The 22,231-nt window shown below is 39.6% G+C and carries 24 protein-coding genes; 14 read left to right on the top strand and 10 right to left on the bottom strand.

Annotated elements, in window-relative coordinates:
* The first annotated feature begins 73 nt into the window (after positions 1 to 73).
* The 9 genes from rpmH (at position 74) to AAFF35_RS20655 (ending at position 5,424) form a co-directional block, all read left to right on the top strand.
* Positions 74 to 232 (top strand): 50S ribosomal protein L34, encoded by a 159-nt coding sequence (gene rpmH, locus AAFF35_RS20695; RefSeq protein WP_073232865.1) that lies wholly within the window; start codon positions 74 to 76, stop codon positions 230 to 232.
* 63 nt (positions 233 to 295) lie between these two features.
* Positions 296 to 691 (top strand): ribonuclease P protein component, encoded by a 396-nt coding sequence (locus AAFF35_RS20690; protein ID WP_342328432.1) that lies wholly within the window; start codon positions 296 to 298, stop codon positions 689 to 691.
* Positions 675 to 908, top strand: coding sequence for a membrane protein insertion efficiency factor YidD (gene yidD / locus AAFF35_RS20685; RefSeq protein WP_342328431.1), 234 nt, complete (start codon positions 675 to 677; stop codon positions 906 to 908). Before AAFF35_RS20690 ends, yidD begins: the two co-directional genes overlap by 17 nt.
* Before the next feature lie 23 nt (positions 909 to 931).
* Positions 932 to 1,615 (top strand): tRNA (adenosine(37)-N6)-threonylcarbamoyltransferase complex dimerization subunit type 1 TsaB, encoded by a 684-nt coding sequence (tsaB, locus tag AAFF35_RS20680; protein WP_342328430.1) that lies wholly within the window; start codon positions 932 to 934, stop codon positions 1,613 to 1,615.
* A 414-nt stretch (positions 1,616 to 2,029) separates the two neighbouring features.
* The gene (locus AAFF35_RS20675; protein ID WP_342328429.1) at positions 2,030 to 2,659 is read left to right on the top strand and encodes a DUF6266 family protein; all 630 of its coding nucleotides are present in this window, start codon (positions 2,030 to 2,032) and stop codon (positions 2,657 to 2,659) included.
* 26 nt (positions 2,660 to 2,685) lie between these two features.
* Entirely contained in the window at positions 2,686 to 3,339 is a 654-nt protein-coding gene (locus AAFF35_RS20670) for a DUF6266 family protein (protein ID WP_342328428.1), read from the top strand.
* Between the two features lie 563 nt (positions 3,340 to 3,902).
* On the top strand, positions 3,903 to 4,202 hold the full coding sequence (locus tag AAFF35_RS20665; RefSeq protein ID WP_342328427.1) for a SpvB/TcaC N-terminal domain-containing protein: 300 nt from the start codon (positions 3,903 to 3,905) through the stop codon (positions 4,200 to 4,202).
* A gap of 24 nt (positions 4,203 to 4,226) precedes the next feature.
* Positions 4,227 to 4,913 carry a hypothetical protein gene (locus AAFF35_RS20660; RefSeq protein ID WP_342328426.1) on the top strand — a complete coding sequence of 229 codons (687 nt, stop codon included), beginning with the start codon at positions 4,227 to 4,229 and terminating at the stop codon, positions 4,911 to 4,913.
* Positions 4,914 to 5,172: 259 nt separating this feature from the next.
* A complete protein-coding gene (locus AAFF35_RS20655; protein WP_342328425.1) occupies positions 5,173 to 5,424 on the top strand; it encodes a hypothetical protein in 252 nt (83 codons plus the stop codon).
* Positions 5,425 to 5,559: 135 nt separating this feature from the next.
* Here AAFF35_RS20655 and AAFF35_RS20650 read toward each other — a convergent pair whose 3' ends face one another.
* Together AAFF35_RS20650 and AAFF35_RS20645 are read right to left on the bottom strand one after the other, a co-directional pair.
* The gene (locus AAFF35_RS20650; RefSeq protein ID WP_342328424.1) at positions 5,560 to 6,960 is read right to left on the bottom strand and encodes a DUF5723 family protein; all 1,401 of its coding nucleotides are present in this window, start codon (positions 6,958 to 6,960) and stop codon (positions 5,560 to 5,562) included.
* A 56-nt stretch (positions 6,961 to 7,016) separates the two neighbouring features.
* The gene (locus AAFF35_RS20645) at positions 7,017 to 8,579 is read right to left on the bottom strand and encodes a hypothetical protein (protein ID WP_342328423.1); all 1,563 of its coding nucleotides are present in this window, start codon (positions 8,577 to 8,579) and stop codon (positions 7,017 to 7,019) included.
* A 171-nt stretch (positions 8,580 to 8,750) separates the two neighbouring features.
* Between AAFF35_RS20645 and AAFF35_RS20640 the strand changes: the two genes are divergently transcribed.
* From AAFF35_RS20640 to AAFF35_RS20630, 3 genes are all read left to right on the top strand, one after another.
* The gene (locus tag AAFF35_RS20640; RefSeq protein ID WP_342328422.1) at positions 8,751 to 9,140 is read left to right on the top strand and encodes a DUF423 domain-containing protein; all 390 of its coding nucleotides are present in this window, start codon (positions 8,751 to 8,753) and stop codon (positions 9,138 to 9,140) included.
* Positions 9,141 to 9,142: 2 nt separating this feature from the next.
* Entirely contained in the window at positions 9,143 to 11,620 is a 2,478-nt protein-coding gene (priA, locus tag AAFF35_RS20635) for a primosomal protein N' (RefSeq protein WP_342333368.1), read from the top strand.
* An 86-nt stretch (positions 11,621 to 11,706) separates the two neighbouring features.
* A complete protein-coding gene (locus tag AAFF35_RS20630; RefSeq protein ID WP_342328421.1) occupies positions 11,707 to 12,363 on the top strand; it encodes a protein-L-isoaspartate(D-aspartate) O-methyltransferase in 657 nt (218 codons plus the stop codon).
* A gap of 1 nt (position 12,364) precedes the next feature.
* Here AAFF35_RS20630 and smpB read toward each other — a convergent pair whose 3' ends face one another.
* The 3 genes from smpB to AAFF35_RS20615 form a co-directional block, all read right to left on the bottom strand.
* Positions 12,365 to 12,814, bottom strand: a complete 450-nt coding sequence (gene smpB / locus AAFF35_RS20625) for an SsrA-binding protein SmpB (protein ID WP_073233891.1) — start codon at positions 12,812 to 12,814, stop codon at positions 12,365 to 12,367.
* Between the two features lie 134 nt (positions 12,815 to 12,948).
* Positions 12,949 to 14,808 (bottom strand): Nramp family divalent metal transporter, encoded by a 1,860-nt coding sequence (locus tag AAFF35_RS20620; protein ID WP_342328420.1) that lies wholly within the window; start codon positions 14,806 to 14,808, stop codon positions 12,949 to 12,951.
* Position 14,809: 1 nt separating this feature from the next.
* A complete protein-coding gene (locus AAFF35_RS20615; protein ID WP_342328419.1) occupies positions 14,810 to 15,463 on the bottom strand; it encodes a metal-dependent transcriptional regulator in 654 nt (217 codons plus the stop codon).
* A 140-nt stretch (positions 15,464 to 15,603) separates the two neighbouring features.
* Between AAFF35_RS20615 and AAFF35_RS20610 the strand changes: the two genes are divergently transcribed.
* Entirely contained in the window at positions 15,604 to 16,074 is a 471-nt protein-coding gene (locus tag AAFF35_RS20610) for an Lrp/AsnC family transcriptional regulator (RefSeq protein WP_048906633.1), read from the top strand.
* Positions 16,075 to 16,147: 73 nt separating this feature from the next.
* On the opposite strand, the gene ung is transcribed toward AAFF35_RS20610, so the two are convergent.
* Entirely contained in the window at positions 16,148 to 16,825 is a 678-nt protein-coding gene (gene ung / locus AAFF35_RS20605; protein ID WP_342328417.1) for a uracil-DNA glycosylase, read from the bottom strand.
* A gap of 4 nt (positions 16,826 to 16,829) precedes the next feature.
* Positions 16,830 to 17,342 (bottom strand): thioredoxin family protein, encoded by a 513-nt coding sequence (locus AAFF35_RS20600; protein WP_342328416.1) that lies wholly within the window; start codon positions 17,340 to 17,342, stop codon positions 16,830 to 16,832.
* A 143-nt stretch (positions 17,343 to 17,485) separates the two neighbouring features.
* On the opposite strand from AAFF35_RS20600, the gene AAFF35_RS20595 reads away from it, so the two are divergent.
* Positions 17,486 to 18,022, top strand: a complete 537-nt coding sequence (locus tag AAFF35_RS20595) for a DUF2892 domain-containing protein (protein ID WP_342328415.1) — start codon at positions 17,486 to 17,488, stop codon at positions 18,020 to 18,022.
* Positions 18,023 to 18,067: 45 nt separating this feature from the next.
* Here AAFF35_RS20595 and AAFF35_RS20590 read toward each other — a convergent pair whose 3' ends face one another.
* From AAFF35_RS20590 to AAFF35_RS20580, 3 genes are all read right to left on the bottom strand, one after another.
* Entirely contained in the window at positions 18,068 to 18,280 is a 213-nt protein-coding gene (locus AAFF35_RS20590) for a hypothetical protein (protein WP_074606884.1), read from the bottom strand.
* Between the two features lie 86 nt (positions 18,281 to 18,366).
* Positions 18,367 to 20,088, bottom strand: coding sequence for a lysine--tRNA ligase (lysS, locus tag AAFF35_RS20585; protein ID WP_342328414.1), 1,722 nt, complete (start codon positions 20,086 to 20,088; stop codon positions 18,367 to 18,369).
* Between the two features lie 229 nt (positions 20,089 to 20,317).
* Complete coding sequence (locus AAFF35_RS20580) at positions 20,318 to 22,225, bottom strand: long-chain fatty acid--CoA ligase (protein WP_342328413.1); 1,908 nt, start codon at positions 22,223 to 22,225, stop codon at positions 20,318 to 20,320.
* Positions 22,226 to 22,231 lie beyond the last annotated feature (6 nt).

The raw sequence follows: 22,231 nt of genomic DNA, 5'->3' as shown, positions 1-22,231 counted from the left end.
TTTGCAATTAAATAAAAATCAAGCTATATTTGCACCTCTTATTTAAAAAAATAGTCTAAGATATAATACAGTTATGAAAAGAACATTCCAACCTTCGCAAAGAAAGAGAAGAAACAAACACGGCTTCCGCGAAAGAATGGCTACAGCAAACGGTAGAAGAGTATTAGCTTCTCGTCGTGCAAAAGGAAGAAGCAAACTATCAGTTTCTGACGAACGTCGTCACAAAGCATAATTTTTGATTGCAGCACATTAAGTGTTAGCAGATCACAATATCTGCAAATTTGCGATCAAAAACATGAACACATTTAATAAAGAAGAACGGTTATGTAGTAGAAAATTATTAGATCTGCTATTTAAAGACGGTTCTTCTTTTTTATTATACCCATTTCGCGTTTCCTATCTTTTTGTTGATGTCCCACACAGCTTCCCCGCTCAGGTAGTGATCAATGTTTCCAAAAAGCGCTTCAAAAAGGCGGTAGACAGAAACCTGATCAAGAGAAGAAGCCGTGAGGCATACCGTTTGCAAAAACAAGCCGAACTCTATTCCGCAATTGCGGAGCAGGAACAACTGCTTATTTTTTCTTTGCAGTTTGTCGGAAAGAAGATCTATGAATTCTCTTTTATGGAGAAGAAGATGGATGGCGCTTTAAAAAGGCTGGTTAACAACATCAAAAATGATCAGGGTAGTTAAACAGGTCATCGGCTGGTTCTTCCTGCTGCTGATTCGGGCCTATCAGTTGCTTTTGTCGCCATTATTAGGAGCACAATGTCGTTTTACACCTACCTGTTCCCAGTATGGAATAGAAGCGATAAAAAAGCATGGACCTTTTAAAGGAGGATGGTTAACTTTGAAACGGATTGGACGCTGTCACCCCTGGGGTAAACATGGACACGATCCTGTTCCTTAAGCCTGAGTATTTAATTTTATCTGATGACCACTATACTTCAAATCGAAACTGCTACACAAGTTTGTTCTGCCGCCATCTCTCAGAATGGGAAAACCATTGCACTGAAAGAAGAAATGGCGAGCAATATTCACGCAGGTAGCCTGACTTTATTCATCAAATCTGTAATGGATACTGCGGGATTAAAATATGAGGAACTGGATGCGATTGCAGTGAGTAAAGGTCCTGGTTCTTATACTGGTTTGAGAATTGGTGTTTCTACGGCTAAAGGACTTTGTTTTGCTTTAGACAAGCCTTTGATTGCCATAGATACGCTTCAGATGATGGCGGAAGGTTTTATTACACAGCTACCGGAAAATAAAGGATTGATCTGTTCTATGATCGATGCGAGAAGAATGGAAGTCTTTACGGCGGTATTTGATCAGCAATTACAGCATATCTCTCCTGTAGAGGCAAAAATTATAGATGAGCAAAGCTTTGAAGATTTGTTGAATGACCAGGTCATCACTTTTATTGGTGACGGCGCTGCAAAGTGTGCCGAAGCATTGCGTCATGAACATGCCCGCTTTTCTGAAATAAATTTCAATTCAGCTTCCAATATGAGCCGCCTGGCGATGGAAGCTTTTGAAGCTGCAAAATTTGAAGATGTAGCTTATTTTGAACCCTTTTATCTAAAGGATTTCGTTTTAACAACCCCTAAGAAGAAGTAATATTTTCCCGGTTAGAGGCAGCTCTTCTGAGTATGCTATTGTATTTCTCTTAGTATTATAATTGTGCTGCTGTATATTCCTGAGGATGCGGGGTGGATTTGTATAGGCATTGGTGTTGCTGAGGGGCTGAAGACGGGTTGCCGAAGGGTTGGTAACGGTTGATGAGGCCTTTGACGCCGCCAACCCTACGGCAACCCCTAATACAGCCCTAATCAGGACATAACACTATACAAGCCTATAAAGAATTTAACGGGTGCTGATTTACCAGAGATTTTCCGGTTAATTTGGTGGCAATCTCCGGTAAATTCCGGTAATCTTCGGCAAAATCCGGCAATTATACCTTGTGAATTAGTAAATTAAGGTTGTTATTATTATATTAGTTTATAAAATTTTAATTATATAAACTATAAAGATATGGCAACATCAAGAAACAGGCTTCCGAGTGGTAAGCTGGGAAATACCGTCTCCTATGAGCTGAACGGTAAAATGGTCACACGTGGCATTGGGGTAAACAATAAGAAGCGGAGTAAATCGCAATTGGCGGTGATGCAGAAGACAAAGGTGACGTCTAAATTTCTAAATCCGGTGATGCCTTTCATCATGATTGGATTTGAAATTGAGGCCAGACTGACTAAAGTACATCCACAAAACCCTGCGTTCGAGTACAATTGGAAGAATGCAACAAAGGGAAATTATCCGAAGATCAAAATTGATTTCGAAAAGGCTTTATTAACTAAGGGGGATCTGCCGATGTCCTTGGGAGCTAAGATAAAGCTGGTTGATAAAGGGGTGGAATTTAGCTGGGATGGGGAGACTGATCCGGAAGGAAGTCATTGGTCGGATCAGGTGATGATGCTGGCTTACTTTCCGGAGTTAAATATGGCTAAATTCGTTACAGCTGGTGCGGCAAGGTCTATTGGCAAAGATCTGCTCCCTTTATTCATCGAAAACAAAAAATCATTAATGGAACTCTATATCTCATTTATCTCAAGTGATAGAAAGCGTATTTCAAATAGTGTATACGTCGGAAAGCTATTTTGGTAATTGAGTTCAATTTAAAAAATTAAAATATGGGCACTTATAAACCAGGGATATTTGGTCCCTTCAACGGCACTGTCGGACATGTCGTTGCTACGAAATGGAAGGGAAAAGACGTTGTTAAAAACTCCCCTCAAAAAACGAATAAACAAGCGAGCCTGAGTCAGGTGGATCAACGAGGCCGTTTTAAGCTGGTGAATGATTTTCTGGGCCGTTGTTCCAGTTTGGTCGCTATAGGCTATCAGAGTGCAGGAAAGAAGCGAATTCCAATAAATGTAGCAGTAACTTATCATTTAGAAAACGCGGTAACAGGAGTTTATCCTGAATATGAGCTGGATTACGCTAAAGTGAAGCTAAGCTTGCATAAAGCAATAGACCCGGTTATAAGACCAGAGTTGTTAATGGAAAGCAAAGACGTACTAAAAGTGATTTGGGAGATGCCCCGGATGAGGAGTATTACGACAAAATCAGATGATCTGGCTTACATCATGTGCTACAACTCAATAAAAAGAAAATGTCTGGAATTCCAGGTCGCAAGGAGAAGCGACCTGTCTGCAACGTTAACTATACCCGGACCTTACAAAGGGGATGAGTTGCATTGCTGGATCTTCTTTGTTTCGGCAGATGGAAAGTGTACTTCTGATACGCAATATTTAGGAGCTGTGATTTGGAACCTGGCTTCTTGAGCGTCTTACTTTTTCCTGCTTGCTTTTGCCAGATGTTTCAATAACGTTAGTTTAGCTTAACCCAACTCACGTTAAATAACTAGACTTACACGGAATAATAAAAGAGAAAGTAAAGAATATTTTTTCTAGATTTATTTCGTCAAACTAAAAGCCGTCAGTAAGTTAGATTTTGGTTATAGGATGCATAGCTTAAGTAAATGAAGCTTAGTTTTTGACTATATAGAACTGTGAAATTCGATATAGTCAAGTAATAGAGAGAAATACCAGATTGATGGAATTCTTGTTTTAAAGAAGTACTTCTATTTAAGAAATAAAAACTATCGATAGTGATCATCAAATTTGGATGAGTTAGTCCATTAAATAGAAGTTACTTCATTAAAATATATTAGTCTGAAATTTTATAATCTCAATATGCGTTCAACCTCTTTTACCTTCCAAAGATCTAAGGAAAGTAATCTTCCTTGATGAAATTAGCGATATGTTTTTTACTAAATATAATAGTTCAGGTTGGTTATTGTCAATATGATAAATCTGCATCTGTTATTTCTCCCGCTCCAAACTCAATGTCAATCTTAAGACAAGCAAGTACTCCGGTAAATTTATATTCAGGTGTACCAAGTATTTCTGTTCCGATTCACAACTTACAGGGTAGGGGAGCATCTGGCGTCCCTATAAGCCTATTGTATAACGCATCCGGAAATAAAGTTCAGGATGTATCGAGTAATGTTGGTTTGGGTTGGTCTATTAGTTCAAATTCTCTGGTAACGAGGGTTGTTCGAGGTTTGCCAGATGAAGCACTGAATGGGTATTTTGGAAGTGATATGGGGAATAAAATTGCCGGAACCTTAGATTTTTACGTATAGGTATCAAATCAGATGTTGGTTGGTTTGGGAAATATAATTGGTTTACAAAATTTTAGAATAAATAAGATGTTTAGCTTTTTTAAAAGAACAAAAATTGAGCCTTGGGAGATAGAATTTTTGAAGGCAGTGTTTTTAAAATTATCAAGTGAGCTTGGCAATAAATTATATCGCCAGGTTGAGTCAGGCTTGTTAAAAGGTGTAATGGTAGGAATGGGAGATATTCCTAATTATGTTGGATTTACGTATAATTCCTTTTTTTATAACAAGTTTTATGAACCTATTGCTGAAAATTATAAACTTTCGAATATTTCCGTTAAAAACGGTTATTCAGGGAAATTATTGTCGGCATCGGTGTATGTTGCTTTTGGAATGATAAATGGTTATTCTGTTGACAGTGAGGTTTCAAAGTATAAATTTGAAAATTTGGAGATTGATACTAGTTCTATTAAAAAGATTTTTATTGGGGCGGGTAGTAATTCGAAAATTACTTCATTCTTAACCGAGAAAGAGCGAAAATTTATAAATGACGATGATATTTATGCCACTACTATAGAAAATAAAGATTATTACCATTTGAAAGAGTTGGAAGATGGAGATTTTATAGGTATTGACGAAAACAATATTGTATATAGAATAACACACGATCCATTGGAAATCTTGCCAATCGATCGAAACAGGTTAGTCGAAATAATAGCTAACGAAAGCCGTTAAGAAATGTAGCATTTCGAACAGTACTAACAAAAAAATGGTGAATCAATACGCCCAAACAAAGTCATATCGAGGGCAACTGGAATGAACTGTTTAAAAATCAGCTCTGAAAGGTGGATTTCAATTTCTAGACGCGGGGAGATATAGGGCTATTTCTTTCGATAATCAGGCCGTCTTAGATGTTTTTAACAAGAGTATGAAAATAGAATGGATATATTATAAATAAGAAAAAATGTCAGTATTGTGTTTTACGTTTTTCAAAATGCTCGAAGGAATTAGGATCAATAATACCCTTAGAGTGTCGATTTGGCTGGAGGCCAATGAAAGCTACCTAATGCCCTCCCGATTTATAGAGGTAAGAGAAAATAATAATTTTTTTATTGTAAAAATTGAAACACTAGATCCAGATAAATTTATTGGAGCTAGGCATCTTGAGGAAAAATTCTTTTTCGGTCATCCAGGAAAAATTATTGGATACGGATTTTTAAATGAGATAGTGGAAAATGATAGCTGAAAAATAATTTAAATTCTGTAAAGTCAAACCACTAGAATATTTTGACTTTATAAGTTTATTCAACAAAGCTGTTGTATACTACTGTAAGTTTATATATTGTTTGATCAAGAAAATACTATGAGATTAATAACATCGCTACCTCTTTTTAGAGAAAATACTAAAAAACCTTTTGAACAGGCTGGTTGGTTCATCTCCCAGACCTGGCATAGTACTACTGTTTAATGGATGTTCGACGAAGTTTCCAACCTTTATGGCCAGGCCGAAGTAAACAGCCGCACCATTATATCCTTTTCCTGTCGTCGCATCTTTGTTGAAGTACCCTTTGGCCTGACTTACGGTTTTGAACAAGTCATCGGAGCCAAGGAATACTTCAAAGTTAGGCGTTTGGTACATTCCCTGCAGTCCCATGAAGAATAGATTATTAAAATTATAAGTAGGAACAGCTGTTACAGAAAAGTTCTCATATTTGAATTTGTTGACAAATGCCGCATCTCCACCTTTGTAAAAAAGGTTCTTGGATACAATTAGTCCGGGGGTATAGAAACCAAAGCTTTTGGAAATCATGAAGTCAGCTTTTGCATTGGTTAAAGAATAGAAGCTGTTGGTGTCTGGTTTGCTCGTAATGGCATCAGTAATGCGATTTTTCATCTCCTTATTGGTCTCTGAGCCTGTAAGTGGGATTAATGCATCGATGTCCTTTGAATAAGATTTGCTATTCCAGCGAATGAAACCCAGATCTTTTACATTGGCCATCATAAAAACGCCACTTTTAGCATTGTAGGAAGTCCCAAGGCTGATTGAGGCACCTGGATTTCTGAAGCTGGGCATGAAAGTATTGTAGGAGATTTCCTTTCCTTTCAGAAAAGTTCCCTGATAACTTCCCTTGAATGCAATGTGCGTTACACCGGCTATATCCTTGAGTTCGGAATCTGTGATGTCCAGTTTGTTGTATGTCGTTCCGCTTAAAATGCTGAATTTGAAACCAAAAGCTAATTTTTTAGTATAATTCTCCCGATAACTGACGCTGAATTGATGATAGGATTGAACATAACCATCATTATCGAAAGCACTTGCCTGTGGTGGCTGCGCAATCAGGTTTCTATAATTATTGAGAAGATCCAGGGTCTCATTCGTGTAATTCACATGAGCATCTGTCCGGAGTTGCCAGGAAAAGCCCAGTTCTTTCTGGTATTTATAAGAATTGAAAATCTTTAGATTGAATAAATAGACGTTTGTATTTTGAGCAACAGTATTGTTTCCTTTTTTGCCCATAGGTAAAAGGCTGTTGTCGGTTTTGTTCTCATTTATTGCTTTTCTGATGAAATCAGAATTGCCCTTACTTGCTGCGTTTACCCCAAAGTAAGGGAGGAGGAAGTTTGAAGCGAATTTTCTGGAAGAATCCAGTGTAAAGGTCTTTTGTGCAGGGTTTTCAAACCCGTCAAAGAGCGTTTTTGTATTAAATAACCCATACTGCTGCGCTTTTAAGCAATTAGCGGATAGGAGTGAGATGCAGATAATTATTCCCCTTTTTAACATGTTTTAAAAGTTTGCTTAACAAACTTGATGATTATTAATGATTTATGGTGAAAATTCTAAAATTCTTTTTCAATAACCAATGGCTTGCTTAACAGAATATTGCTTTGGAAGGTTCCCTTATCTCCGCTTAACTGATAAACAAAAGCTTCATATTCTTTCAATCCTTTTTCCGATTGAAGGTGTTTCAGGTAAGGGAGATAAATATTTTTATTCAGCAGATCGCGGGAATTCTGGTGATCTACATAGAAATTGAGATTTGAATTATTGGGCAGTTGATTGTTTACATTGGTATAAGTGTGGGTATTGACCAATAATTTGTTGCTTCTGTAATCATCCAGGAAGGTCTGTATCGGAGCGGCGTAGTTAGAAAAAACCAGATAATTATCTATAATGACATAATATGGTTTCTTATAAGATTTAAAAGGCATCCCAAAATAAGTATATAACAGATCAGCTTCTTTAAATTGCTTGATTTCATCCGAATAGTTGTCGCTTAGATCAAGAAGCAACTGATTGAGCTTGTCGCCATTGGTCAGATTTATTGCAGCCAATTTTTCACCACTGCCCAGTTGGAAATTTAAGAACTGGTTTTTGAAATACTTAGGAAAAAGTGCTTCCAGGTTTAAATGGTATTTCAGATTGATGTCTTCAATGAGTTTTGCCCTTTTTTTGTCTTCCTTACGGTAGGCAAACCAGGGTTCCAGTTTTTTTCTCCAATTGGCATAACTGTCTACCGCATAGATGCTGTAATTGGCTGTTTGTTCCGGAAGGATGGTGTTGATCGTAATCTTTTGCGGAGGCGTTTCGGAGAACAGCTGGTAATAGCTGTGCGGGTCATTTAAATGCGTAGTACCGGTAAACAAAACCCTTTCCTTACTGAAATTATAGCTGAACAATGCAAATGCATCCTGATGGTCAAGCACAGCCGCTTCTCCGGTTAATTTTCCGGGTACAACCGCTTTCAGTATTGCCGGAATGCGGTTAAAGTTAATGTAAAGCTGAGCAAGGCTATTTTTGGAGAACCTGCTGCCCGACTTGATATAAGCCACAAAATTGTCGTCTTTTTTATCAAATGTTTTCGAGAGTATTTCTTTGACTGGTTGCGGGGTATTGGAAAGCAGGATTAAATGGTCTTTAATTCCCAGATAAAATACGCTGCTGTCGGGTAAGGTGATTTTTGTCGTATTGCCGGTACTGTCGAGCAGGATGTTTCCGGTTTTTAAGGACTGGAACAGTTGTCTTTTACTAACTTCCGTTCCGCTTTGAGTACTCAGGAGGTAATTGATCTCCTTGCCTGTTCCGGCCAGGAAGCTCAGGTATACCGTTTGCTTATGGATGAGCTTGTTGATGTTCGGGGAAGAAAGTAAAAAGGTTTTCAGGGACTGCATCTGTTTCGCTTTTTCTTCTCCAATGATCTCCTCAAAGTTGTCTTGTCCTTTGAAAATATCAAGGATACTTTTATCATTCTCAAAAGAGAACACAAAGCCCGACTGATTTACTGCTGCATACAGACTGAGGTCAGACTGCGCATGCTGAGTATTCAGTTTGGAAAAATATAAATAAGCCATGGTAACAATGGCCGTCAGAAGTACAATGATACTAACAAGAATCTTTTTCAAATCAGATATTTTTTGCCGTTGTGAAACCTACCTAAGCTCCATCCGAACTTTAGTAAGCAATATTCCGTACAGGTTTTATTGTTGTTCCTACAAATTTAATTTAATAAGTTGGGATTACTAAGAAAATGCAGCCAAGTTTCTTAATTTTGGAGGATTAAAAAAGCCGATTTTATGATGAACAGACGTATTATTTTGACCGCATCTCTATTTGGATTGACCGCTGTTGTACTTGGTGCCTTTGGTGCCCATGGTTTAAAGAGTCAGGTAAGCCCGGAAGCTCTGCTCATTTGGAGCAAAGGAGTGGAATACCAGTTTTATCATACTTTCGCTTTATTGTTCCTTTCTCAGCTCAGTCTGAATCAACCAAAACTGATAAAGCTGGCTTACGGATTTTTTACTTTTGGAATTGTCCTGTTTTCAGGTTCCCTTTATCTGCTGGCGACAAGAGAGATTACCCACATCGGTTTTGCGCGCTTTATTGGCCCGGTAACCCCGATAGGTGGATTGTTGTTTATTCTTGGTTGGCTGAGTTTATTTCTTGCCGCTTCAAAAAATAAGTAATGATGGCTGCTGATCAATTGGAATTTGAAGAAAGGGAAACCCTCTTCATAGAAGTCATCCTGCCCTTATCCCTGGCTAAAAATTACACCTACAGGGTTCCCTTCGACCTTAACGGACAGGTTGCTGTTGGAAAACGTGTGGTCGTTCAATTCGGAAAAAATAAAATTTATACTGCCTTAATCAAGAGCATTGGTAAAACCGCCCCTGAGGTTTATCAGGCAAAATATATCATCGATGTCGTTGACGATCATCCGGTCATTACCAAGACCCAACTGGAGTTCTGGGACTGGATGTCGGACTATTACCTTTGTAATGAAGGTGAAGTGATGTCTGCAGCATTGCCTGCTGGCTTAAAACTGGCGAGTGAGACAATCATCGTGCTCAAGGAAGAATTTCCTCAGGATGGAGAAGTCTTAACGGCAAAGCAGGAAATCCTGATCAATGCCTTAAAGATCCATAACCGTCTGACCATAGATCAGGTATCTGCGCTTTTAGGCCAGAAAACCGTCTATCCAATCATCAATACCTTACTGGATAAGGAAATGGTTTATATCGCTGAAGAAGTGGTAGAAAAATATAAACCAATGTTGAAGTCATTTGTCAGCCTTCATTCTTTTTATCACGAAGAAGAAAATCTGAAACAATTGTTTTCTGTACTGGAACGGGCACCAAAACAACTGAATGCATTGCTCACGTTTTTAAAGCTTTCTAAGCAACAAAGTCTGATTCCTAAGCAACAACTTCTGGAAGAAAGTGATTGTGGTCAGGCTGCGCTTAAAACGCTTCTGGATAAAGAAATCTTTGTGGTAGAGAAAAGACCGGTGAGCAGATTGAAAGAACAGGACGATGATTTCGTAATGAACTTTGAACTGAGTGAGACACAGGTGCAGGCACTGACACAAATTGAAAACGAATTTGATCAAAAAGATGTGGTTTTACTGCATGGGGTAACGGCCTCGGGTAAAACGCAGGTCTATATTAAACTCATTGAAAAGGCCATTGAAAAAGGAGGACAAGTTCTTTTCTTACTGCCGGAGATTGCCTTAACCACGCAGATTGTAGAGCGTATTCAACGTTACTTCGGCGATGCGATTGGAGTATATCACTCCAAATTCAATAACAATGAAAGGGTAGAGATCTGGAATAAGGTCCTGAATGGGAAATACAGAGTTGTGCTGGGGGCTCGTTCTGCGGTGTTTTTACCTTTTCAGGATTTGAAACTGATCGTGGTGGATGAAGAACATGAATCCTCTTATAAACAGCAGGAGCCTGCGCCACGTTATCAGGCAAGAGATGCTGCGGTATACCTGGCCTGGCTGCATAAGGCAAAAGTTGTTTTGGGCTCTGCAACGCCTTCGATTGAAAGTTACTTCAATGCTTTGCATCAGAAATACGGATTGGTGACGATGAGCGAAAGGTTTGGGGGAGTGGAACTGCCTGTTCAGGAAGTCATCAGCATTGCGGAAGAAACAAAAAAGAAAAAAATGGTTTCCTATTTCTCCAATATCCTGGTTGATGAGATTGAGGCTACGTTAAAACTCAAGGAACAGGTGATCCTGTTTCAAAACAGAAGGGGCTATGCCACGATTCTCATCTGCGCAACCTGCGGTTATGCGCCCAAATGTGTGAATTGTGATGTGAGTCTTACCTATCATAAAACGAGCGGAAAGCTGCATTGTCATTATTGTGGTTACCATCAGAGCAGCATCAATGTTTGCCCTGCCTGCGGATCGGTACACATCGAACAGAAAGGCTTTGGAACGGAAAGGGTAGAAGAAGAGCTGAGCCTGATCTTTCCCGAAGCTAAAATATCCCGTTTGGATGTAGACAGCACCCGGACCAGGAATGGCTTGCAACAAATCATTTCCGACTTTCAGGAGAAGAAAACAGACATTCTGATTGGTACTCAAATGGTGGCGAAAGGATTGGATTTCGACAATGTGACGCTGATCGGAGTGATCAATGCGGATACACTGTTGAATTATCCGGACTTCAGGGCATTCGAAAGAAGCTACCAGTTACTGGCACAAGTGGCGGGTAGGGCTGGGAGAAGAGATAAGCAGGGAAAAGTGGTCATTCAGGCTTATGACGACAAGCACCGGATCATTGCACAGGTGATTGAGAATAAATACCAGGAGATGTATACGGACGAAATCAGGGAGAGAAGAGAGTTTCATTATCCACCCTTTACCCGTATGATTTTTGTCAACATTAAACATAAAGACATGAACCTGCTGAATGTTGCCGCCCAGCAATTTGCCACTGCTTTGAGGGTACAACTGGGGAACCGGGTCCTTGGACCGGAACAACCTATGGTAGGCAGGATCAGAAATTATTACATCAAACAGATCATCATCAAAAGCGATAAAAATACGGCGATTACGAAAGTGAAATCGGTATTAAAGGAGGTTATTTTACAATTCCAGTCGCAAAAGGACTATAGAAGTGCTATTGTTCAGGTAGATGTCGATCCATACTAGTTTTATAGCGATTGATACTGTGATGATTAGAATTTTGCCATCAATTATAGTTCAGGATTAGATTTCAAAAGCCTATTTTTGACGTAATGGCGTATAAGTTTGTAGATAATTACAGAGAGCGGGGAGCGAGAAAGAAATTGGTTGCTCATCTCGAAGGCAGAGGGATCACAGATAAAAATGTGTTGAATGCAATCGGGAAGGTGCCTCGTCATTTTTTCTTTGATGAAACTTTCTGGAATCAGGCTTATAAGGACATTGCTTTCCCGATCGGGGATGGCCAAACCATTTCTCAGCCTTATACTGTGGCTTACCAAAGCGAACTGCTCCACATTAAAAAGGGAGATAAAGTATTGGAAATCGGTACAGGGTCGGGATACCAAACCTGCATTTTAATGGAATTGGGCGCCAATGTATATACCATAGAACGCCAGGAAAGTATTTACAGACATACCATCCGCGTTTTACCGGGGATGGGTTACAATGCTAATTTTTTCTTTGGAGATGGTTCTAAAGGCATCGCAGCGCATGCCCCTTACCATAAGATCATCGTGACTGCCGGTGCACCTTTTGTTCCCGAGATCCTGCTCAAACAATTGAAAATAGGAGGTATTCTGGTGATCCCTGTCGGAGATGAGCATAGCCAGAAGATGGTAACAGTCATCAGGGTCAGCGAAACGGATTATGAGCGCATAGAGCTCGATACCTTCCGCTTCGTTCCTTTAGTAGGGGACCAGGCCTGGTAAGTTAAAACTTCATCGCCCGATCCATTTCTCTCTTGGATTCTCTGTCTTTTATGCTGTCTCTTTTGTCGAATTCCTTTTTACCCTGTGCCAAAGCAATCTGGATTTTTGCAAAACCTCTTTCATTGGTATAGATTCTTAAAGGAACAATGGTATACCCCTTTTCTTCACTTTTCGCTTTCAGTTTCTTCAGCTCTTTTTTATGGAGCAGCAAAATACGGTCGCGCTTAATGTCGTGATGGTGAAAAGAGCTGTGGCTATATTCGGAAATGTGTAAGTTTCTAACGTAAAGAACCTCTCCTATGAACATGCAAAAGGCATCGGACATATTTGCTTTACCTTGTCTGATGGCTTTAATCTCCGTACCCAACAGGGCTAGGCCGGCATTAAACTCCTCCACAATATGGTAATCAAAGTAGGCTCTTTTATTTTTAATCTGGATATCGTTCTTCATCTGTAATGTTATGGTTTGGGCCTCGGGGTCATTCATCTGTTGATGATGGGGTCAAAGCAAATATCAAACCTAAACTTAGTTTAGGTTTGATAAGAATAGCGCTAATATCCGAAAGAAATAGGGATTTCTGAATTTTATCGGACAATTAATACCGGAATAGTTACTTTATGTCTTACAGAATTGACCGTTGTTCCTAAAATCAAGTCTTTTAAGCCCTGATGTCCATGGGCTCCCATCACGAGTAATTCCAGGTTATTCTGTTTGCTGATCTCTACAATTGCCGTTACTGTACCGCCATAACCGATATGTGCGGTAGCATTATAGCCTAATTCTTTCAGGTTTGCACGGTATTTCTCCAGATTTTCAGCATCACTTTGTGTTTCGTAATCCAGGACTGATTTCCCATGATACCTGGCTGCGGCAGTTTCGACGACGTGTATCAGGTAGTAATTGGCATGTTTACCTCCCTGAAGGAGGGCATGACGAATGGTATTTCTGTCGTTTTTCGAGAAGTCAACTGTGATTCCGATTCTGGTATAGCTGATTTTTTCTACACTTTCAATATCCAGGGCATTTCCGTGAGGTACGTTGTTGTGTTCTTCTTTTCCAGTGCTCAGCATCGGATAGACAAATATATAAAGCAACAATAAGCCGATAAGAATGGCGGCTGGAAGTACAATTACGTATAAATACCAACCTCCTGAACTGGACCAGGTGGCAATTTCTTCTATCACAAGTTTTACGTTTAAGGCCACAATTACCAGAGAGCTGATCCAGGCGAGGACTTTTACCCATGGTTTTATGGCAAAGCCTTTCATGGTTTTCTTATCCGAAGTAAAGTGAATCAATGGGATTACGGCAAAACCCAACTGTAAACTTAACACCACCTGACTTAGGATTAATAAGCCTCCCAGGGCATCATCACCAAAATAAAGGATGGTAAAGAAAGCAGGAATGATGGCCAGCAAACGGGTAATTAAACGGCGTAACCAGGGTTGAATTCTCAATTTCAAATGGCCTTCCATCACGATCTGTCCTGCCAGTGTTCCGGTTACTGTAGAACTTTGGCCGGCTGCAATCAAGGCGATGGCAAAGAGGGCAGGGGCTACATTCCCAAAGATATTCTGGAGTAGCTTATGGGCATCCTGAATTTCCGCAACTTCATGTAATCCATTTTTGTAAAATGCTGCTGCGGCAAGAATCAGGATCGCTGCATTGACAAAAAATGCGAGGTTCAAGGCTACGGCAGTGTCAATAAAGTTAAATTTAATGGCCTCTTTAATGCCTTTCTCGTCCCGTTCAAACTTTCTGGTTTGTACGAGCGAGGAATGAAGGTATAGGTTATGTGGCATCACTGTGGCACCGATAATCCCGATGGCAATGTATAAAGCATCTCCTGATAACATAGAAGGCTCAAAACCTTTTACGATTTCTTTTAAAGAAGGTTCTACGATGAACATCTCCACCAAAAAGGAGAGGCCCACAATAAAGACCATGGAAACAATGAATGCTTCCATTTTGCGCATTCCTTTATTGAGTAGAAAGAGTAATAAGACGGTATCAAAAATGGTGACACTAATCCCCCAGATCAGTGGAAGGTCGAATAAGAGCTGTAAACCAATGGCCATCCCGATGATTTCTGCAAGGTCGCAGGCAATGATGGCCGTTTGAGCCAGTCCAAACAGAGGGATATTGATCCATTTGGGATAAGCATTTCTGGAAGCCTGTGCAAGATCCAGTCCGCGGACAATACCGAGCCTCGCACTCAGCGACTGCAATAACAACGCAATAAGGTTTGACATGAGCAAGATCCAGATCAGCTGATAGCCAAATTTACTTCCCCCTGCAATGTCAGTTGCCCAGTTTCCAGGATCCATGTAACCCACGCTAACCAGGTATGCCGGTCCGATAAAAGATAAGATACGGCGCCATCCGGTCCGCTTGCTGGTGTCTACACTTTGATTTACTTCGCTTAGTGATTCGGAATGCTTCATATTAAATCCTGATGAGTATGTGTTTGGCTACTTCTCTGGTAACGCTGATCTTTTTGTCTTCGACGATGATTTCTACAGAACCGTCAAAATCTGTGATGGTGGTTAATGTTAATGATTTCCCAAGGGTGAGTCCCAGTTTTTCAAGGTGCTTTAAAAATGCGGAAGAGTGTTCACTGACTCCCATAATCAGGCCCTTTTCTCCAGCTTTAAGCTTGCTCAGTCTGGTAAATGGAACGGCATCAAATTTTCCGTGTTTATCGGGAATCGGATCTCCATGAGGATCGTTTTTTGGAAAGGAGAGGAACTCATCTAAACGTTCCACCAGCTCTGCTGAGTTGATGTGTTCGAGTTCTTCTGCAATGTCATGGACCTCATCCCATTTAAAATTTAGTTTTTCTACGAGAAAGACTTCCCAAAGCCGGTGTTTCCGGACAATATTAATGGCCGTTTGTTTTCCTGTATCTGTTAAATGCACGCCCTGATACTTTTTATAAAGTACCAGCTTTTTATCAGCGAGTTTTTTAATCATGTCTGTCACTGAAGCAGCTTTGGTCTGCATTTTTTCGGCGATGGCATTGGTTTGTACAGCCTGGTCGTTGTTTACCGATAAATGGTAAATGATTTTCAGGTAGTTCTCTTCAGTGAATGATTGCATTTTTGTGTATCTAACTATATATTTAGACAAATCTAAAAAAAATAAAGAGAAATAAACTATAAATTTTTATACGATTAATAGAATAAAATTTGGTGAATTACGCATTGATAGCCTACCTTTGACCATATTTTAAAATACAGATGGCAGCAGAATTAGATAAAACAGACTTTAAAATACTTAAATTACTACAGGAGAACGGTCGGATTACCAACTTACTATTGTCTCAGGAGATTGGACTCTCTCCGGCACCAACTTTAGAGCGGGTACGTAAGCTGGAGATGTCTGGTTTTATAAAGAGTTACCATGCTTTGGTTGATGAAGAGAAACTGGGCTTAGGAATCAAAACTTTCATCCAGGTTCAACTGGACTTTCATAAGAACAATACCATTCAGATTTTTTTGGATGAGGTAAATCAGATTAAAGAGATTACAGAATGCCACCATGTAACCGGACAGGCAGATTTTCTGTTAAAGGTATATGTAAATGACATCAAAGCTTATGAGCGTTTGATTATGGATAAAATCAGTAAGATTTCTGTAGTGAAGACTTTTCAAACGATGATGATCATGTCTACAACCAAAAAAGAACCGATCGTTCCTTTGGAATATTAAGCTTATTTTCGGATCACAGGGTTTCCTTGTTGGAATGTAAACGGGGGTTGTTAAAAACAACCCCCGTTTTTATTTAGCTGATTTGCCAGTCGATCGGGGTTTTACCTTCCTCAATTAGCTTCGCATTTGTTTTTGAAAAGTGTTTGCTTCCAAAGAAGCCATTGTAAGCAGAGAAAGGAGAGGGGTGAGCGGCAGTAAGAATGGTATGCTTGCTGGTATCAATAAGTGCAGCTTTATTTTGTGCGTACCTTCCCCAAAGGATGAAGATCAATCCTTCTCTTTGCGCAGATAATTCAGTGATGATTTTATCTGTGAAGAGTTCCCAGCCTTTTCCCTGATGAGAGCCTGCGGTTTGGGCCCTTACGGTTAAGGTTGCATTGAGCAACAATACCCCCTGGTCTGCCCATTGGGTAAGATTTCCATGTGAAGGGATTTGAAAACCCGGAATATCTTCCTGTAATTCCTTATAAATGTTCTTTAAAGAAGGAGGAATGGTCATTCCTTTTTGTACCGAGAAAGATAAACCATGTGCCTGTCCGACACCATGGTAAGGATCTTGTCCTAAGATCACGACTTTTACTTTGTCAAATGGTGTATGGTTAAGTGCATTGAAAATATCTGCACCTTTAGGATAGATGGTATATCCATTTTCTTTTTCTTCCAGCAAGAATGCTTTTAAAGCTTTCATATATGCTTTATCAAACTCACCGTCCAGGGCTTTTACCCAGCTTTTATCTAAATCAACAGGCATAACGTTATTTTTTTGCTAAGATACTCAACATATCTTTTTCCAGGGTCTCTCTTGGTGATTCTATGATGCGGCCTATTTCTTTCCCATTTTCTGTGAAGATGAAAGTGGGCACATGTAATATGTTTAATTGGTCTATCAATCCGTTTTCAGCTTTTTTACTACGATCTACACAAATGAGTTCCGTTTCTTTTTCAGAGATTTCCAGTGCATCCAGAATTTTGTAAAAATGAGGAACCTGCAAATGACTGTCTCCGCACCAGGTACCCATCACAATGGTGATTTTCTTCCCTTTTAATAGTGGTTTTAACGCGGTAAGCGTCGCATTGTCGGGTTGGTAGTTGGGATATTCTACCTCATACCTGTTCTTCATTTCCGGGATGGTATTTAAGCCTTCCCTCGTACAGGTATTGATCAATCCAAGTACATTTCCTGCATCATCCTGGATTTTCTTATTGATTTCTTGTGAGCTGGCATTCATGGCGAATAGTATTAGCACGGCGCTGATCAATTTTTTCATAGTATAACGGCTTATAATGATCTATAATCGCTTTCCTTATTTAAAGAGGTCAGCGCTCCTTCCTTTTTTTGTTGAAATTATAACTTTAAATCTACTTTTTGTTATATAAACACGATATTTGCAAAAAATAATTTAAAAGGAATATGCCAAATATAGTTCGCCTTATTTTAGGTTTTGCAGTGTTAGGAGGGGCGATTGCCCTGATGGTCTTCGGTTTATGGGGATGGGGAATTTTAGCATTTTTCATAAGTATTTTAATCCTGGTGACTTATTTCTTCAACGAGAATATGTTGCTTGCGCAATGGTATCTCAGAAAAGATAACATGCCTAAATCAGAAGTTTTTCTGAACAGAATTACCAATTATGAAAAACAACTGATCAGAAACCAACATGGTTATTATAACCTGTTGATTGGTTTGATTGAGTCTAGAAAAGCACCTATGGCTTCTGAAAAATACTTTAAGAAAGCACTTTCTTTAGGGATGACAATGGACCATAACATTGCATTGGCTAAACTAAGCCTTGCAGGAATTGCGATGGGAAAGAGAAACAAAAGAGAAGCGCAGATGTATCTGACAGAAGCGAAGAAAGCCGATAAGAATAAATTACTTGCTGATCAGATCAAACAAATGAAAGATCAAATGGGATTGATGGACAGACAACAAATAAGATACAGATAACATCAAAAATAAATCAGATAAAAAGCCACATGCAAATGTGGCTTTTTATTTTTCACTCAATCTGTCGAAATTCTCAATGCTGTCACGCGTCGTTCTGCTGATGATATCATCTTCCATATAGTCTTTCTTTTTGCTGAAGAACAATTGTTCTGACTGGATCCTGGTGATCAGCTGACGGATTAAAGTTAAATCAAAGGCTTCTTTGCTCAATTTGATGCAGTATTCTTTTTCGGTTATTTCTAAACTTGAACTGTTCATATTTTCTATCATTTAAATATGTCTAAAAATAAAAAAGGCTTGCTACATTATTTGTAGCAAGCCTTTAAGTTTTTGTTATCAGTTTGTTAAGAAAACCAGGCAGTTACGTCTTCTTTTGAAGGCATGGTTAATTCTAACTTCATTTTCTTGCGCATTCCTCCTAAATCATTGAAAACCTTATTCGGACTGGCAGCTTTCAGCTCTTCAATCGTATTGATATTCATCTTTCTAATCACCTGAACCCATTCTGCAGGAATTCCGGCATTGACGAAATCTTCATCAGTCGTAACTTTTGCTTTTTTCTCCGGTCTCATCTGAGGGAAGAACAATACTTCCTGAATGGTAGACTGATTTGTCATCAGCATCACCAGTCTGTCGATTCCGATTCCTAAACCTGAGGTTGGAGGCATTCCGTATTCCAGGGCACGGATAAAGTCATCATCCATGGCCATCGCTTCGTCGTCACCTCTTGCAGCCAGTTTTAACTGATCTTCCAGACGTTCTTTCTGATCAATCGGATCGTTCAGCTCAGAGTAAGCATTAGCGATTTCTTTTCCATTTACAAACAACTCAAATCTTTCTACCAGACCTTCTTTGCTTCTGTGTTTTTTCGCAAGAGGGGTCATTTCCAAAGGATAATCCGTAATATAAGTAGGCTGGATCAGGTTGGCTTCCACTTTCTCACTAAACAACTCATCAATCAGCTTACCTCTGCCCATAGAAGCATCAACTTCAATGTTCAGGCTTTTGCAAACGTCTTTGATTTCGTCTTCTGTCATGGCAGAAACGTCAATACCAGTGTATTTCTGGATTGACTCATACATGGTCAGTTTTTCATAAGGACCTTCAAAGTTGATGGTATGTTTACCAACTTCGATGGCTGCCTTTCCATGAATGGCCAGTGTAATTTTCTCCAGACATTCTTCTACCATAGCCATCATCCAGATATAATCTTTATAAGCTACGTAGATCTCCATCGAAGTAAATTCCGGATTATGCGTACGGTCCATACCTTCATTTCTGAACATTTTACCGAATTCATATACCCCGTCGAAACCAGCAACAATTAACCTTTTAAGGTATAATTCGTTGGCGATACGAAGGTATAATGGCATGTCCAGTGTATTGTGATGGGTTGCGAAAGGACGCGCTGCAGCACCACCATGGATTGGCTGAAGGATTGGTGTTTCCACTTCCATCCATCCCTGCTCATCAAAATAGTTCCTCATGGTATTGATCACTTTGGAACGGTTGATGAAAATCTGTTTGAATCCAGGGTTTACGGTCAGATCGACATAACGCTGTCTGTAGCGCATTTCGGGATCCGTAAATCCATCGTAAATATTTCCTTCCTCATCACGTTTTACCACTGGTAAAGGTTTTAAGGATTTAGATAGTAATTTGAATTCAGTAACGTGAAGGGAAATTTCTCCCGTCTGAGTCGTAAAGACATAACCTTTAACGCCGATAAAATCGCCAAGATCTAATAACTTCTTGAATACAGTATTGTACAAGGTCTTATCCTCATCAGGGCACAGATCGTCTCTTTTCAGATAAACCTGGATTCTGCCTGTGGAGTCTTGTAATTCTACGAAGGAAGCACTTCCCATAATTCTACGGGTCATGATACGACCTGCAATGCTGATATTCTTATAAGCTGTTTTATCTCTTTCGTAGTTAGCTAAAATATCTGCGGCATTAGCATTGATTTCAAATGCTTCGGCAGGGTAGGGATCGATCCCTAATTCACGGAGTTGATTTAGCGAATTTCTGCGCAATAACTCTTGTTCTGATAGTCCTGTACTCATATATGTGATCTGTCCGGCCTGATGCCGGAAAATGTTTGTTGTGTGATATTCAACACAAAATTCTGTGTTTACGCAAAAATAGCGATTTGAAGTGTTTTATTCATATTTGTATAATAATTATTATACATACGTTGTCCCCGATAATTCAAATTCAAATTTGAATTGAAAAAGCACCATACCCAATTTAATGGTGATGGTGCTTTTTCATTTATTTAGCGATAAGGATCAATTAATCCGCCTCAACAGACTCCGTATACATTTCATCAATACTCGCTGCATACTTTTTCTCAACGACCTTTCTTTTGACCTTCATCGTTGGTGTCATTTCTCCATCTTCAATGCTAAAAGGATTTCTTTTGATCTTGAAATTCTTGATGCGCTCAAATTTCGCCAGATCATTAGATAGCTTTTTGATGTCTTTTCCGATCCATTCCACAATCTCTTTATCTTCTATAAACAAATCAGGTTGTTGGAAAAACGATTCCGGAAGCTTAAATTCCTCTTGTAAGTTTTCCTTATTTGGAATGATGAAAGCCGTCAGGTATTCTCTTTTGTCACCAATTAAAAACAACTGGTCAATCTTAAGACTTTTCAGGTAAATGTTTTCTACCGGGGTAGGGTATACATTTTTACCATAAGCATTGACGATCATGTTTTTCAGGCGGTCTGTGATTTGTAAGTTTCCCTTAAAGAAGCGGCCAATATCTCCGGTATGGAACCAGTCGTGTTTATCTATTGCTTCCGCAGTTTCGGCAGGTTTATTAAAATACCCCTGCATGACGCAATGCCCACGAACAATGATTTCTCCTTCTTCACATTCAAAGTCTTCCTTAAAAGTCTCATGCGTCTGGATGCTCAGTATTTCTTTCGTTTCTATATTTTGAATACCGATCTCTATTCCCGGAATTACACGGCCAACAGTCCCATATACCTGTCTGTCGTATTCAGTCACTGCCATTACGGGAGAAGTTTCCGTTAATCCGAATCCTTCCAGTACTTTAATTCCCAGGTTACCAAAAAACTCGCCTACATTCTTTGGAAGTGCTGCTCCGCCGGAAAGCATGAACTTTAACCTTCCACCGGTTTTTTCTTTGATCTTACTGAAGACCAGTTTCTCAGCGATTGCTTTTTTACCGGATAAGATGATCCCTGGATTCTTACCCGCTTCTTTCTGTCTGCGGTATTCCTGTCCGGTTTCCAGTGCCCAAAGGAAAATTTTCGCTTTTAGGCCACCTTCAGCAGTTCCACTTTTGATGGCTTTATCGTGAATCCTTTCCAATAAACGGGGAACACAACTCATTACTGTTGGTTTGATCTCTCCCATGTTTTTTGCCAGCAATTCCAGGCTTTGGGCATAGGCAATTTTACAGCCCTGAGCACAACATACATGATAGGTTGCGGTACGCTCAAATACATGTGACAGCGGAAGGAAGGATAAAAAGGTATCTGTTTCGTTGATCACCGTGATCTGTTCCAGGCAGGCCCTTACGTTTTCAACAAAATTATAATGCGATAACATCACTCCCTTGGGTGTTCCTGTGGTGCCTGAAGTATAGATCAGGGAGGAGATGTCTGAAGGGCTTAAAGTCATGCGCAAACGCGTGATTTCTGTTCGCTGTTCATCGCTCACAGGAGTCTCCAGTACTTCAGAAAAAGGGATGATCTCCGTTCTCAGGTCTTCTGGTAAAACAATCTTTTGATACTCCGGGAAAACCGGGATGATGTATTGCAATTGCCTGCAGTTTGCGGCTATTTTAACTATTTTTTTATAGAGGAAAGGATTACCTACCAATATAGCCCTGATTCCTGAATCGTTGATGATGTACTCTACTTCGTGTTCAGATAGCGTAGGGTAGATGGAGACGTTGATGGCACCAATCTGTTGAATGCCCTGATCGTAGTAGACATATTCAGGTGAGTTTTCGATCATCAAACCCATTCTGTCGCCTTTTACAATTCCTTTGTCCAGGAAAAAGGTAGCTACTGCATCTGCGTGTTCAAGTGTTTTCCCAAAGGAGATTTCTTCCCATTCTGTATTCTTCTTATGAATCAGAAAGGTTTCCTCTGGTTTATGGATGTTTTCTACCACATTTCTCAAGAGGCTTGGGATAGTAGAAAACTCATTGAATAATACCATATTGAT

The organism is Pedobacter sp. FW305-3-2-15-E-R2A2 (assembly GCF_038446955.1).
GTDB lineage: Bacteria > Bacteroidota > Bacteroidia > Sphingobacteriales > Sphingobacteriaceae > Pedobacter.
This window is presented reverse-complemented; position numbering and strand designations above follow the sequence as displayed.